Source organism: Streptomyces sp. NPDC003943 (genome assembly GCF_053605265.1).
This window is the reverse complement of record NZ_JBSGIW010000001.1, coordinates 188,895-202,030: the sequence shown is the minus strand read 5'-3', so window position 1 is coordinate 202,030 and position 13,136 is coordinate 188,895. Positions and strand designations below refer to the sequence as shown.

Sequence of the window (13,136 nt, the reverse complement as noted above, 5' to 3'; positions counted from 1 at the left end):
GGTGTCCCCACCGCCCGCCTCAGTGCGTGTCGTGGCCGGGGGCGTCCGGGGCCGAACCCATCATGCGGAGCATCTTCCGCCCGCCGGTGCGGAAGAACCGTACGAGGAGGACGGCCGCGACGGCGAGGAAGACGATGTTGAGCCAGGTGGTGTAGTTCCAGCTGACGCCTTCCGTCGGAACCTTGGCGTCCGCCTGATCGGGTACGAGGCCGAGAGCGCCGAAGGCGAACTCCACGACGTATCCGGCGATGACGACGGCGACGTAGAAGGTGCCGAACAGGAAGACGGCCATCCGCCCCCCGTAGTACTTCCGGTAGATGTTCAGGATCGGCAGGATCAGCAGGTCGGCGTAGATGAACGAGACGACGCCGCCGAAGCTGATGCCGCCCTGCCAGAGCACGACGGCCAGCGGTACGTTGCCGATCGAGCAGACGAACGACACGACGGCGACCAGGGGGCCGATGAGCGGGCCCCACAGCTTGGCGGCGAGCGGGTGGCCCTCGAAGAAGAACGTCTGCCAGAAGGTCTCCGGCACCCACGCGGCGACGGCACCGGCGATGAGCAGGCCGATGACGACGTCGCGCAGGATCGCGGCCCATTCCATGACGAACACATGGCTGGTGGCCGTGAACCCCCGGGACGACAGGAGCCGGCGCATGAAGGGACCGTTCCCCGCGACGGACATGTCCATCGCGGCGTGGCCCTCCATCGACCCGGTCAGGCCGCGGTCGGCCTGCTCCCTGGCCTCGCGCAGCAGCCGGCGCGGCAGGAACCTGCGGAACAGCACCGCGAGCGCGACGATCATGACGGGGCCGCCGACGAACTCCGCCGCCGTGAACTGCCACCCCATCAGCAGGGCCAGCAGAATGCCCAGTTCGACGACCAGATTGGTGGACGCGATCTCGAAGGCCATCGCCGCCGTGAAGTGCGCCCCTTTACGGAACAGGGAACGCGCCAGCGCGACGGCGGCGTAGGAGCAGGAGGAGGAAGCGGCGCCGAGTCCGGCCGCCACGGCGAGCGTACGGGGGTGGTCGTCGCCCAGCAGCGAGGCGACGGTGGACTTGTGCACCACCGCCTGGACGACCGCGGACAGGGCGAAACCCAGAATCAGGGCCCAGGTGATCTCCCAGGTCATCGCGCCGGTGAGCGACAACGCGTGCAGTACGGCATCCATGCCGGAGAGTCTTCACGGTGCGGTGCCCGGGTGAGCGCTGACACGCGGCCAGCGAGTCCCCGGCCGGTCCGACGGGCTCGCGCATCCCGGCGCCGGTCACCGGGTCTCATTTCTCCGTGTGCGCATGTGAGCCGACGGGGCGCGCCCCGTACACGCGGTAGCGCTCGGCGTCGGCCCACTTGACCTCCAGGCCCAGGCCGGGGCGGCCCGGCTCGGGCCGCAGAACGCCGCCGGCGGGCGAGAGGGTGCCGTCGAGCAGCAGCTCTTCGACACGCGCGTGGTCGTGGAAGTACTCCAGATGCCGCAGCCTGCCGACGGCACAGAACGCGTGGGCGGAGATCGCCGGAGCGCAGTGGGCGGACAGGTCGAGATGCCGGGCCGCCGCCAGACCGGCAACCTCCAGGACGCCGGTGATGCCGCCGCAGCGGGTCACGTCGGCCTGCAGACAGTCCACGGCGGGGGGTTCCACGAGGTTGACGAAGTCCTGCGTGGTGAAGGCGTACTCGCCGGCGGCGACCTCCAGACGCTCAGGGCCCCGGTCGCGCAGCAGCCGCAACCCCTCCAGGTCGGCCGAGCTGACGGGCTCCTCGAACCAGCGCACGTCCCACTCCTCGTGGAATCTCCGTGCCCAGTACAGGGCCTCCTTGCGGGAGAGCGCGCCGTTGGCATCGGTGAACAGCTCGACTCCGTAGCCGATCGCCTCGCGCGCGGCCGTCAGGCGCCGAGGATCCCGGCCCGGCTCGCGGGAGGTCTTCACCTTGACCCGGGGAATGCCCTGGTCCACCCAGCCGGCGAGCTGCTCGGTGAGCCGGCCCAGCGGGTAGTTCGTGAAGCCGCCGCTGCCGTACACCGGAACCCGGTCGTGGCAGGCGGGCAGCAGGTGCACCAGAGGCAGGCCGAGCAGCCGGGCCTTGAGGTCCCACAGGGCCACGTCGACCGCCGAGCGTGCCATGGCGCCGACACCGGGCCGGCCGGCGTTGCGGATGTGCCTGCCCATGCGGTGCCACAGGGTGGGCGGCGCCAGGACTCCCTGCCCCGCGAGAAGCGGCGCCAGTTGCGAGGCGACGAAGGAGGCGACCGATACGTCTCCGTAGGTGTAGCCGAGGCCGGTGCTGCCGCCGGCGTGGACCCGGACGAGAACCATCGTCGTGGATCCCCATTCCAGGGTGCCGTCCTGTTCCCTGCCGTCGGGGCCGTCGGTGGGCACCTCGAAGGCATGCACGTCGACCGCGTCGACGCGGCACTCGTCCAGTTCCGTCCCCGCCATGCTGCTGTACTCCTTCACGCGTCCCGCTGACCTCGTCACAGGTGACCCGCCGGAGGGGGCGGCAAACGGGGTGAGGTCCTACCGGGGCCTCCGCCGAGGGCCCCGGGGCAGCGCCTCGCCCCGCGGCCGGCTCCTCACGGCCCTTCCGACGCCCCGCCCCTCGCCGAGCGACAGCCGGAGCCTTCCGCCCCCGCCGGACGGAGCGGCGCCCCGCGAACGTCTCGGCTCGACCGCCTCACACTCGGCGGGGCTGCGTCGTCGGAACGGTGAAGCAACACCTCCACCCACAGGACAGGACGCCGAATATGAACGACTTTCAGGAGATCGCGGACCGGGTCGAGATCGAGGCGCTGCGCGGGGAGTTCACCGACGCGGCGATGATGCGCGACCGTTCCCGCCTCGCCGCGCTGTTCACCCCCGACGCCGTGCTGCGCATGCCCAACGTCCCGGTCGAGTTCATCGGCCGGGAGGAGATCCGGGCCGGGGGCGAACGCCTGCAGAGCCAGTGGGACTTCTTCGTGCAGAACAGCCACCCGGGCACGATCCGGATCGACGGCGACACCGCCACCGGCCGCACCTACATGCAGGAGGTCGCACGTCTGCTCGACGGCCGCTCAGGTCTGAACTTCGCCATCTACCACGACACCTACCGGCGCACTCCGGAGGGATGGAAGTTCGCCGAGCGGGTGTACGAGGTCAGGTACGTCGACACCACTCCGCTGCCGGGCTCGGCACCCGGCCCCGACGCGCAGGCGCACGGCCATGGGCCGGCCGGGGCGACCGGGCCGACCGGAACGGCCGAAGCGGCCGGGGCCACCGGTACCACCTGCGAATTCACTGCACCGGCGTCCGCCGAGCGTCTGGACCGGGCGGTCGCGGCGCTGCGGGCGAACGGTTTCACCGCCGAGCTGCTCGACGACGCCGCGGCGGCCCGCACCCGTATCAAGGACCTGATACCGGAGGGCGCGGGCGTGTTCACGGGGGCGAGCGAGACGCTTCGGCTCTCCGGCATCGCGCAGGACATCGAGGAGGGCGACCGCTACGAGGCCATCCGGCCGCGCGTACTGAAGATGGACCGCGCGACCGAGTCCGACGGGATCCGCCGGCTGACGGCCACCCCCGACGTCTTCGTCGCCAGCGTCGCGGCCGTCACCGAGACCGGCTCGCTCGTCATCGCCTCGGGCAGCGGCAGTCAGCTGCCCGCCTCCGCCGGCGGCGCCGCGAGGGCGATCTGGGTGGTCGGCGCGCAGAAGGTGGTGCCGGACCTGAGCACCGCGCTGCGCCGGGTCGAGGAGCACGCCCTCGTACTGGAGAGCGCGCGCGCCCAGGCCGTCTACGGGCAGCCGAGCGCGGTCAACCGTCTGCTCGTCCTCAACGCCGACCCGGTCCCCGGGCGAGGCACGGTCCTGCTCCTGCGCGAGGCCATCGGATTCTGAACCACCCGATGATGCCGTCACGGCCCCACGGCCCCACGGCACCACGGACCGCGGGCAGGAGCCGCTGGTGGGGGTCGCGGCCGTCCGAGAGGCGGCGGGGGCACCGGCAGTCGCCGACGTACAAGGCGATCGAGGAGACCACGAGCCCCGTCAGCGGGTCTTCCTGCTGGGCCGCGACCCGCCGCTCGCGCCGCGGGCCCGTACGGAAGTGCACGGTCTCGGGATGCCGACGAGCGCTTGGGCGTCGTCTCATGGCCCGGGTGGTCCGTGCGACCGCCGTGCGAGCGACAGTCGCGGGTCGGCTGCTTGCAGTAATCCATGCATCACACGGCACACAGCCTGGTATATGGCGGTTTGCACCGCAAGACAGGCGAACACGTGGCGAGGTGGCGATGTCCAGTCCCGAGGGGCGCTCCGCGGGGGAACACGAGCAGGAGCTGGCCGAACTGCTGAAGGAGGTCCGGGCCCTGCGCAAGTCGATCGACGAGCTCAGAGCGGGCGCGGACCCCTCCTCGGGGCTGCCGCCCGGCTACGACGTGCTGGTGCGGTCCGAGCCCCAACTGCACAGCTCGTACGAGGTGCTGGTCAAGGCGGTGCCCCGCCTCCAGCCCCCGTCCTACGACGTCCTCGTCCGGCGCGCCGACGACGAGACCGGGGACCCGCCGGCCGCGGAGCGGTAGACGGGACGACACGGACGACACGCATGCCCACCGTGGGCTACTTCCCCTACACGGACACCGCGCGCAGCGCGGAGGCGGACTGGCTGGGCGAGCACCTGCCGGTGACCGTCCGGCTGGCGGCCGGCGCGCCCTCCCTCAACGCCGGGCCTTCCGCGCTTCCGCCGTACGAGCGGCTGGTCGACGCCCTCCGCGGCTTCACGCACCTGCCCGCCGTCGTCACCGAGGGGCCCGGCGGGTTCCTGTGGGCCGCCCTCCTGCGGGCCCACGGGTTCGCGGGAACCGTCACGGTGCTGCCGTACCTCAACCCCAGGCGCTGGTACGACATCGCCGCCATCGCCCTCTACCGGTGCTCCGCCGCGCCCGGAGACCGCGTCTTCCTGGGGTCGACGCCCTCGGCGGGGCTCTACGCGGCGCGGGGTGTCCAGGCGTCGGTCGGCGAACCGTACGGCATCGACGACGAGCTCTTCCGGCCGCGGCCCGGGGCCGCGAGGACCCGCGAGGCCCTGGCGATCCCGCCCGGCCGGGTGCTCCTGTTCGCCGGGCGGTCGGAGCCCGACAAGGACCTGTACCGGCTCCTCCGGGTGGGACTGAAGGCCCGCGTGCTCTTCTCCGACCTCCAGGTGGTGATCGCGAGCCACGTCGTGGACGACGCCTATGCCGAGGCCGCCCGCCGTCACCTCGGCGCCGACTCCGGCGTCCATCTGATCACCGGCGCCACGCCCGCACAGCTGGCCGACCTCTACAACCTCGCCGACGTCTTCGTCACCGCCTCCACCAGCCACTTCGAGACCTTCGGCCGGGCCCCGGCGGAGGCGCTGGCCTGCGGCACCCCGGCCGTCGCGCCCCGCTACGACGGCTTCGCCGAGGTCCTCGCCCAACCAGGCGGAACGCTCGTCGACACCGAGACCGACCCGCGCACCGGCACGCCCCACGTCAACGAGGACCTCCTGCTGCGAGCCGTCTACGAGGTCCTGAGCGCCCCATGGCCGCCCGCCCGCCAGGTGGTGTCGGCCACGGCCCGGAGGCGCTTCGGCCGCTCGGCCACGATCGGCTTGCTGTCCCACCTCGCCGATGACGGCCCCGGGTCTCCCGCGTCGCCTGAGCCATCTGCACCGCCCGCACCGCCTGAACCGCCCGCACCGCCGCCGGAGCCGATCGGCTCCGGCGGCTCGGCCGACCTCGCCCTGCCCACCGCATGGCAGGACCCGCTGGCGGAGATCGCCGGCCGGGCGGCCCCGGACGCGCTGAAGTGGTTCTGGGACACCTGCGACCACGCCCGCTACGGCGTGCACGACGAAGCGTTCGCGGCCGGAGTGCGCCGCGCCCTGTGCGTATCCCGGCAGAACACCGACGAAGGACGAGAGCCATGCCTCTGAGCATCTGGACCGGCATGGAGGACTGCCTCCGGACCATCGTCGACCGCCGCCCGGCGTCGGTGCTCGACGCCGGGATCGGCTTCGGGCTCTGGGGCGGTCTGCTCCGGCAGTACCTCGACGTGTGGAACGGCCGAATCCAGCCCTCCGAGTGGACCACCCGGATCGACGGCATCGAGATCGACGAGAAGCGGATCCAGCCCCACGCCCGGCACCTCTACACCGAGGTCCTCGTCGGCGACATCCGCGACCTGGTGCCCCGGCGCGCCGCGGAACACCCCTACGACGTCATCCTCTTCGGCGACGTCATCGAGCACCTGCCCAAGGACGGCGGTCTGGCCCTGCTCGGCGCGGCCGCCCGTCTGTGTCCGTGCGTCGTGGTGCGCATCCCGCTGGGTGACGGCTGGCGCCGGGAAGGCCGCGAGGAGCCCGACCACCACCGCTCGCAGTGGTACGCGTCGGATTTCTCGCGCTTTCCGGGCGCCGCCGTCCGCGCGTACGACTTCCTCGGCAACCCGTACGGCCTGGTCGTGATCGAGCCGGGCCGGAAGCGTCGTGTCGACGACAGGGTCCTCGCGGAGGTCGATGAGCGTCTCGAACGAGTCGAGCGACGACTGGAAGGGCTGGTGCGGCGATGATGCTCAGCCGTGACGTCACCCTGATCATCAAGGTGACCAACGCCTGTGACCTGCAGTGCCGTTACTGCTTCATCGAACCGTCCGTCTTCCACAAGAAGATGAAGGACGACACCGCGCGGCGTGTGGTGCGCGCCTTCCTCGACTCGGAGCACTTCGACTCCGTCCACTTCGTGTGGCACGGCGGAGAGCCGCTGCTGCGCGGCCGGGACTTCTTCGAGCGCGTCTTCGCCGAGCAGCGGGCCGTCGCCACCCGTGTCACGTACACCAACTCCACCCAGACCAACGCCACTCACCTCGACGACGCCATGCTGGAGTTCCTGCTGGCCAACGACGTGAGCATCGGCCTGAGCCTCGACGGTCCGCCCGCGCTCTCCGACGTGTCCCGCCGGCCGCGGCGCATGCTGCCCGTACTCAACGAGGGTTCTCAGGGCGACGGGGGCGGCTGCGGCAGCGGCAGCGGTACGGCTCGTGCCTCGCGTCGCGACAGCGCCCACGCGACGACCGTCGACGCCGCGCGACGCCTGCAGGAACGCGGCAGGGAGGCCGGCGCCATCGTCACGGTCAACCGCAACAACGTCGAGCAACCGGAGGCGGTCTACGAGGAGTTCAAGAGCCGGCGCATCCACATGAAGATCAACCCCCTCACGCGCTCGGGCCTCGCCGACACGAGCCTGGGGGCCGACCTGGGCATCGACGCCGAGGAGTACGGCCGGTTCCTCGTGCGGATGTTCGACGTCTGGTTCGACGACCCCGACCCCACCATCACCGTCGAACCCTTCGGCCAGCACATCGCCCGCATCCTCGGCGACTCCGTGACCCACAGCTGCTTCTACACCCGCAGCTGCCACCGCTTCTTCCTCGGCATCTCCCCGGACGGCGACCTCTTCCCCTGCGGCATGTTCCAGGGCGAACCGGACTTCCGCTACGGCAACATCCACGACATGCAGCCGCAGGACGTCGCCCGGACCCTGCTCTTCGCCGGGATCGACGCCCGCGAGAGCCGGGTCCTGGACACCTGCTCGACGTGCGCCTTCTTCGACCTCTGCTACGGCGGCTGCATGTTCCACTCGCTCAAGGACTCCAGGATCCTGGAGACGAAGGACTACTACTGCGCGGGCTACAAGATGTACTTCGAGCACGTGCTGCGCCGCGTGCACAAGGACATGTCGCGGGTGACGTGATGTTCCGCCGAGGCCGGATTCCTAGCGCCGCGCGGGAGAGTCCACCGCTTCGACCGCCTCGACCAGTGACGCCAGCTCCGGGTTCCGGGCCGCCTCGTTCAGGGCCTCGCGCAGGGCGGCGTCGTTCGTGGGGCGGGCCTCGTCGAGGAGTTGCCGGCCGGCGGGGGTGACGTCGGTGTAGATGCCGCGGCGGTCGGTGGGGCACAGGTAGCGGGAGAGCAGGCCGCGGTCCTCGAGGCGGGTGACCAGGCGCGTGGTGGCGCTCTGGCTGAGGACGACGGCGTCGGCGACCTGCTTCATCTGGAGGTGGCCGCCGTCGCCGTCGTGCTGCCGGCTGAGCACGTCGAGCAGCGAGTACTCGCGCACGCTCAGGCCGTGCCGGGACTGCAGCGCGCGCTCGATGTGGCTCTCGATCCTGCCGTGCAGGAGGGACAGGGCGCCCCATCCGCTGGCCAGGGCGGTGAGCGCGGGGTCGGTGGCGGTCATGGGGGCCGGGCCTCCTTCCAGCTGCGGCTGAGACCCAGGATACCCCATGGGGTAAAATATCAGCTAGGGCTTGTATTGGGCTTCTGCAAGTATCTCGCCGGCGTCCGGTCTCGCCCCGCCCCCGTCACTGCGCCGCCCGCTCCCGCACCGTCGTCGCCCACGCCGGCTGCGCCTCCGCTCCCTCCGCGCCGGATCCGGCCGCCTGCTCGGCGCGCCGACCGCCCCGCGCGAAGAAGTCGGCGAGCGGGAGGATCGCGGCGCCGACGGTGACCGCCTCCGGGCCCAGGGTGCCGAGGCCGAGGGTGACGCGGGCGGCCGGATAGCGCAGGGCGTACTCGCGCGCGTGCCCCCGCACCTGGTCCAGGAAGCGGTCGCCGAGCTGGAGTCCGGCCCAGCCGCCGACCAGGATGCGTTCGGGCTGGAAGAGGTTGATGAGGTCGGCGAAGCCGGCGCCCAGGTACTCGGCGGTCTCGTCCAGGACGGCGAGCGCCGTGGCGTCGGGCGCGCTGCCGGAGCCGTCCTCCGGGTGGGCGGCGGCCAGCAACGCGGCCAGCGCGGTCTCCTCGTCCGCGCCGGCCGGGGGCCGCCCGCCCGCCTCGCGCCAGCGTTCGAGCATGGCCTCGGCGCCGGCGTACGCCTCCAGGCAGCCGCGCGCGCCGCAGCGGCAGCGCCGGCCCCGGACCCGTACGGTCAGATGGCCCCACTCCAGGGCGCGGCCCGGCCCCAGCGGGTCGGTGGCCACGCAGGCGCCGACGCCGGAGCCGAAGAGCACGAAGACGGCGCTGTGCGCGCCACGCCCGGCGCCGAACCAGAGCTCGGCCTGGCCGAGGGTGCGGGCGCCGTTGTCGATCCAGTACGGGACGGAGTCGGGCAGGTCGACGGCCTCGCGCAGCATCCGCTCCAGCGGCACCGCGTCCCAGCCGATGGTCTGACCGTGCACGACCGCACCGTCGGCCGCGCCGCCGCCGACCCGGGCGCCGACCCGGGCGCCGGCCCCGACGCCGGAACCGCCGCCCGCCCCGCCCTCGACCACGGCGCCGGCCCCTGCGCCGCCCGCGCGCCCCGGTCCGCGCGCCGCCCCGCCGTGCGCCACGATCCCGGGCACGCCTACGCCGACGCCGAGCAGCCGTCCCGGGTCCATGTCCGCCGCCCGCAGCACCTCGGCGATTGCGTCGCGGATGTGGCCGACGACGAGACCGACCTCGTACCGGTCGTGCGGGGCCCGGCTCTCGACGGCCAACGGGCGTTCGGTGCGGGCGAGTTCGGTGAGAGTCAGGTCGAACAGCTCGACCCTGACCCGGGTCTCGCCGACGTCGACGCCGATCATGCAGCCGCTGCCGGCGCTGATCCGCAGCAGGGTGCGGGGGCGGCCGCCCGCCGAGTCGACACTGCCGGCCTCCTCGACGAGGCCCTCGGCGACCAGCTCGGCCACCACGTTGCTGACCGAGCCGGAGCTGAGCCCGGTCGCGGGCCCGAGGGAGAGCCGGCTCGCCGGGCCGTCGAAGTACAGCCGTTGCAGCACCGCCGTGCGGTTCTCCCGCCGCAGGTCGCGCACCGTGCGGCCATTTGTCGCTCGCACCTCAACCCCCCGTTCTCCACAGCCCGTTCGGCGGACTGTCCGCAACATACACCTGACGCGAAGCCTTGACGCGCCCTTCCTGCGGAGCTTAACTCACGTCCTAAATTAAGCCTCACTCGAAAGGGTTCCGAGGAGTCATGCGCAGAATCAGAGCCGCGGTCACCGGCGCCTTCGCCCTCTCCCTCGCCCTCACCGCGACCGCCTGCGGCGGCGGCATCGCCGACGGCGCGGGCGGCTCCAACTCCCAGCCCCGGACCCTCACTTACTGGGCCTCCAACCAGGGCCCGAGCGTCGAGGCCGACAAGAAGGTGCTCCAGCCCGAACTCGACAAGTTCGAGAAGGAGACCGGCATCAAGGTGAAGCTGGAGGTCGTGCCCTGGTCCGACCTGCTGGGCAGGATCCTCACCGCCACCACCTCGGGGCAGGGCCCCGACGTCCTCAACATCGGCAACACCTGGAGCGCCTCGCTCCAGGCGAGCGGCGCACTGCTGCCCTGGGACGAGAAGAACTTCGCCGCGATCGGCGGCAGGGACCGTTTCGTCGAGTCCGCGCTCGGCTCCACCGGCGCCGCCGGCCAGGACCCGGCCGCCGTGCCGCTCTACTCCATGGCCTACGCGCTCTACTACAACAAGAAGATGTTCGCCGACGCCGGCATCACCAAGCCGCCGGCCACCTGGGACGAACTGAACGAGGACGGGAAGAAGCTCGCCAAGGACGGCAGGTCGGCCATCGGCGTCGAGGGCGCCAACCTTGCCAACAACATCCACCAGGTCTTCGTGCTCGGCAAGCAGCACGGCGCCGACTTCTTCACCCCCGACGGCAAGGCCGACTTCACCTCCGACGGGGCCGTCGCCGCCGTCAAGCAGTACGTCGACCTGATGGCGGCGGACAGGCTCGTCGCCCCCGGCAACGCCGAGTACGCCCAGAACCAGTCGCTCAGCGACTTCGCCAAGGACCGCACCGCGATGGTGCTCTGGCAGACCGCCGCGCAGACCTTCGCCGCCCAGGGCATGAACCCCGACGAATGGGGCGTCGCCCCCGCACCCGTCCCCTCCGGCAGCCCCGGCCAGGGCGCCCGGGTCAACTCCATGGTCGCCGGCATCAACATGGCCGTCTTCCGCAACACCAGGAACCGCGACGGTGCGCTGAAGTTCGTGAAGTTCATGACCGGCGACGCCGAACAGAAGATCCTCAACGAGGCGTACGGCTCGGTCCCGCCCGTCAGGACCGCGCAGGCGGACCCGGCCTTCTCCGGCCCCGCGCTCGCCGTCATCCGCGACACGCTTGCCACCAGCGCCGCCGCGCTGCCGCAGGTCCCCGAGGAGTCCCAGTTCGAGACCGTCGTCGGCACCGCCGTCAAGGAGCTCTTCGCCGACGCCGCCGCCGGCCGCCCCGTCACCACCGAGTCCGTACGCGCCAAGCTCGACAAGGCCCAGCAGCAGATGCCGAAGAAGTAGGCACGGGCCCTGCCATGACCGCCACCGCCACCCCCGAGGCGCGCCCCGGAACCGGCCTCACCGGGACCCCCGCGGCCGCCGCCCCGGCCACCCGGAAGCCCCGGAGCCGCACCGCGCTCCCGTATCTGCTGCTCCTGCCCGCCCTGCTGCTCGAACTCCTCGTCCACCTCGTGCCGATGCTCGTCGGCGCCGCCATGAGCTTCAAGGAGCTCACCCAGTTCTTCATCCGGGACTGGACCTCCGCCCCCTGGACCGGACTCGACAACTTCGCCGTCTCCGTGGACGTCAACGCCCCCGTCGGCGAAGCCCTGCTGAAGTCCTTCACCACGACCTGCGCGTTCACCCTGGCCTCGGTCACGCTGTGCTGGCTGCTCGGCACCGCCGCCGCGATCTGCCTCCAGGACCCCTTCCGCGGCCGTGGCCTGCTGCGCACCCTCTTCCTCGTCCCGTACGCGCTGCCCGTCTACGCCGCCGTCATCACCTGGGCGTTCATGTTCCAGCGCGACAACGGCCTGATCAACCACGTCCTGCACGACCAGCTCGGCATCGGCGACAGCCCCGCCTTCTGGCTCATCGGCGACAACAGCTTCTGGGCGCTGCTCACGGTCTCCGTCTGGAAGGGCTGGCCCTTCGCCTTCCTGACCGTGACGGCCGGCCTCCAGAACATCCCAGGTGACCTGTACGAGGCCGCCGCCCTCGACGGCGCCGGAGTGTGGCGGCAGATCCGCCACATCACGCTCCCGTCGCTGCGACCTGTCAACCAGGTCCTGATCCTCGTCCTCTTCCTGTGGACCTTCAACGACTTCAACACCCCCTTCGTCCTCTTCGGCAGGGCCGCACCGGAAGCCGCCGACCTGATCTCCCTGCACATCTACCAGTCGTCCTTCCAGACCTGGAACTTCGGCACCGGCTCCGCCATGTCCGTCCTCCTTCTCCTCTTCCTGCTCCTCGTCACGGGCCTCTACCTCGCCCTGACCTCGCTCGGACGGAGGACCCGACGTGCGTAACTCCCCGGCCGCACGGCCCCTTTCGTTCCTGTGGACCCGGAGGATCCTCCTCACCCTGCTCGCCGGCTTCGTCCTGCTGCCGGTGTACGTGATGGTCTCCAGCTCCCTCAAACCGCTCGCGGACGTCTCGGGGAAGTTCCGCTGGTGGCCCTCCGGGCTCACCCTGCGCCCCTACGCCGACATCTGGCGCACCGTCCCGCTCGCCGACTACTTCGTGAACTCGGTGATCGTGGCCGGCGCCGCGACCGTCTGCTCGGTGACCGTCGCCGTCTTCGCCGCGTACGCCGTCAGCCGCTACGACTTCCGCGGCCGGCGCGTCTTCACGGTGACCGTCCTGTCGACGCAGATGTTCCCCGGCATCCTCTTCCTGCTGCCGCTGTTCCTCATCTACGTCAACATCGGCAACGCCACCGGCATCGCCCTGTTCGGCTCGCGCGGCGGGCTCATCCTCACCTATCTGACCTTCTCGCTGCCGTTCTCGATCTGGATGCTCACCGGCTACCTGGACTCGATCCCGCGCGACCTCGACGAGGCCGCGAAGGTCGACGGCTGCGGCCCGGTCGGCGCCCTGATCCGGGTCGTCCTGCCCGCCGCCGTCCCCGGCATCGTCGCGGTGGCCGTCTACGCCTTCATGACCGCCTGGGGCGAAGTCCTCTTCGCCTCCGTCATGACCAACGACACCACCCGCACCCTCGCCGTCGGCCTGCAGGGCTACGCCACCCAGAACGACGTGTACTGGAACCAGGTGATGGCGGCCTCCCTCGTGGTCAGCGTCCCCGTCGTCGCCGGCTTCCTGCTGCTCCAGCGCTACCTCGTCGCCGGCCTCACCGCGGGCGCGGTCAAGTGATTCACCTGACG

12 protein-coding genes are annotated in these 13,136 nt (G+C 71.5%); 8 read left to right on the top strand and 4 right to left on the bottom strand.

Annotation, left to right across the window (positions count from 1 at the left end; all coding sequences use genetic code 11):
* Positions 1–19 precede the first annotated feature (19 nt).
* On the bottom strand, positions 20–1,174 hold the full coding sequence (locus ACWEV0_RS00950) for a permease (RefSeq protein ID WP_453145216.1): 1,155 nt from the start codon (positions 1,172–1,174) through the stop codon (positions 20–22).
* Between the two features lie 106 nt (positions 1,175–1,280).
* The gene (locus ACWEV0_RS00945; RefSeq protein WP_453145215.1) at positions 1,281–2,441 is read right to left on the bottom strand and encodes an enolase C-terminal domain-like protein; all 1,161 of its coding nucleotides are present in this window, start codon (positions 2,439–2,441) and stop codon (positions 1,281–1,283) included.
* Between the two features lie 305 nt (positions 2,442–2,746).
* Between ACWEV0_RS00945 and ACWEV0_RS00940 the strand changes: the two genes are divergently transcribed.
* The 5 genes from ACWEV0_RS00940 to ACWEV0_RS00920 all read left to right on the top strand — a co-directional run bounded on the left by ACWEV0_RS00940 (position 2,747) and on the right by ACWEV0_RS00920 (position 7,749).
* The gene (locus tag ACWEV0_RS00940; protein WP_453145213.1) at positions 2,747–3,877 is read left to right on the top strand and encodes an LUD domain-containing protein; all 1,131 of its coding nucleotides are present in this window, start codon (positions 2,747–2,749) and stop codon (positions 3,875–3,877) included.
* Positions 3,878–4,269: 392 nt separating this feature from the next.
* On the top strand, positions 4,270–4,557 hold the full coding sequence (locus ACWEV0_RS00935) for a hypothetical protein (protein WP_453145211.1): 288 nt from the start codon (positions 4,270–4,272) through the stop codon (positions 4,555–4,557).
* Between the two features lie 23 nt (positions 4,558–4,580).
* Positions 4,581–5,933 carry a glycosyltransferase family 4 protein gene (locus ACWEV0_RS00930; protein ID WP_453145209.1) on the top strand — a complete coding sequence of 451 codons (1,353 nt, stop codon included), beginning with the start codon at positions 4,581–4,583 and terminating at the stop codon, positions 5,931–5,933.
* The gene (locus tag ACWEV0_RS00925; RefSeq protein WP_453145208.1) at positions 5,924–6,568 is read left to right on the top strand and encodes a hypothetical protein; all 645 of its coding nucleotides are present in this window, start codon (positions 5,924–5,926) and stop codon (positions 6,566–6,568) included. Before ACWEV0_RS00930 ends, ACWEV0_RS00925 begins: the two co-directional genes overlap by 10 nt.
* Complete coding sequence (locus tag ACWEV0_RS00920) at positions 6,565–7,749, top strand: radical SAM protein (protein WP_453145206.1); 1,185 nt, start codon at positions 6,565–6,567, stop codon at positions 7,747–7,749. Before ACWEV0_RS00925 ends, ACWEV0_RS00920 begins: the two co-directional genes overlap by 4 nt.
* Positions 7,750–7,770: 21 nt before the next feature.
* On the opposite strand, the gene ACWEV0_RS00915 is transcribed toward ACWEV0_RS00920, so the two are convergent.
* Positions 7,771–8,235, bottom strand: coding sequence for a MarR family winged helix-turn-helix transcriptional regulator (locus ACWEV0_RS00915; protein ID WP_453145204.1), 465 nt, complete (start codon positions 8,233–8,235; stop codon positions 7,771–7,773).
* 124 nt (positions 8,236–8,359) lie between these two features.
* Positions 8,360–9,814: an ROK family protein gene (locus ACWEV0_RS00910; RefSeq protein ID WP_453145202.1), complete on the bottom strand. Its 1,455-nt coding sequence runs from the start codon at positions 9,812–9,814 to the stop codon at positions 8,360–8,362.
* 137 nt (positions 9,815–9,951) lie between these two features.
* On the opposite strand from ACWEV0_RS00910, the gene ACWEV0_RS00905 reads away from it, so the two are divergent.
* From ACWEV0_RS00905 to ACWEV0_RS00895, 3 genes are read left to right on the top strand one after another with little or no spacing between them, the layout of a single operon-like run.
* Positions 9,952–11,271, top strand: coding sequence for an extracellular solute-binding protein (locus ACWEV0_RS00905; RefSeq protein ID WP_453145200.1), 1,320 nt, complete (start codon positions 9,952–9,954; stop codon positions 11,269–11,271).
* 14 nt (positions 11,272–11,285) lie between these two features.
* Complete coding sequence (locus ACWEV0_RS00900; protein ID WP_453145198.1) at positions 11,286–12,278, top strand: carbohydrate ABC transporter permease; 993 nt, start codon at positions 11,286–11,288, stop codon at positions 12,276–12,278.
* Complete coding sequence (locus ACWEV0_RS00895; RefSeq protein WP_453145197.1) at positions 12,271–13,125, top strand: carbohydrate ABC transporter permease; 855 nt, start codon at positions 12,271–12,273, stop codon at positions 13,123–13,125. Before ACWEV0_RS00900 ends, ACWEV0_RS00895 begins: the two co-directional genes overlap by 8 nt.
* Positions 13,126–13,136 lie beyond the last annotated feature (11 nt).

Coding starts and splice junctions, on each gene's coding strand:
- ACWEV0_RS00950 (WP_453145216.1), bottom strand. CDS start 1,174: ATGGATGCCGTACTGCACGCGTTGTCGCTCACCGGCGCGATGACCTGG.
- ACWEV0_RS00940 (WP_453145213.1), top strand. CDS start 2,747: ATGAACGACTTTCAGGAGATCGCGGACCGGGTCGAGATCGAGGCGCTG.
- ACWEV0_RS00905 (WP_453145200.1), top strand. CDS start 9,952: ATGCGCAGAATCAGAGCCGCGGTCACCGGCGCCTTCGCCCTCTCCCTC.
- ACWEV0_RS00925 (WP_453145208.1), top strand. CDS start 5,924: ATGCCTCTGAGCATCTGGACCGGCATGGAGGACTGCCTCCGGACCATC.
- ACWEV0_RS00935 (WP_453145211.1), top strand. CDS start 4,270: ATGTCCAGTCCCGAGGGGCGCTCCGCGGGGGAACACGAGCAGGAGCTG.
- ACWEV0_RS00900 (WP_453145198.1), top strand. CDS start 11,286: ATGACCGCCACCGCCACCCCCGAGGCGCGCCCCGGAACCGGCCTCACC.
- ACWEV0_RS00930 (WP_453145209.1), top strand. CDS start 4,581: ATGCCCACCGTGGGCTACTTCCCCTACACGGACACCGCGCGCAGCGCG.
- ACWEV0_RS00920 (WP_453145206.1), top strand. CDS start 6,565: ATGATGCTCAGCCGTGACGTCACCCTGATCATCAAGGTGACCAACGCC.
- ACWEV0_RS00915 (WP_453145204.1), bottom strand. CDS start 8,235: ATGACCGCCACCGACCCCGCGCTCACCGCCCTGGCCAGCGGATGGGGC.
- ACWEV0_RS00945 (WP_453145215.1), bottom strand. CDS start 2,441: ATGGCGGGGACGGAACTGGACGAGTGCCGCGTCGACGCGGTCGACGTG.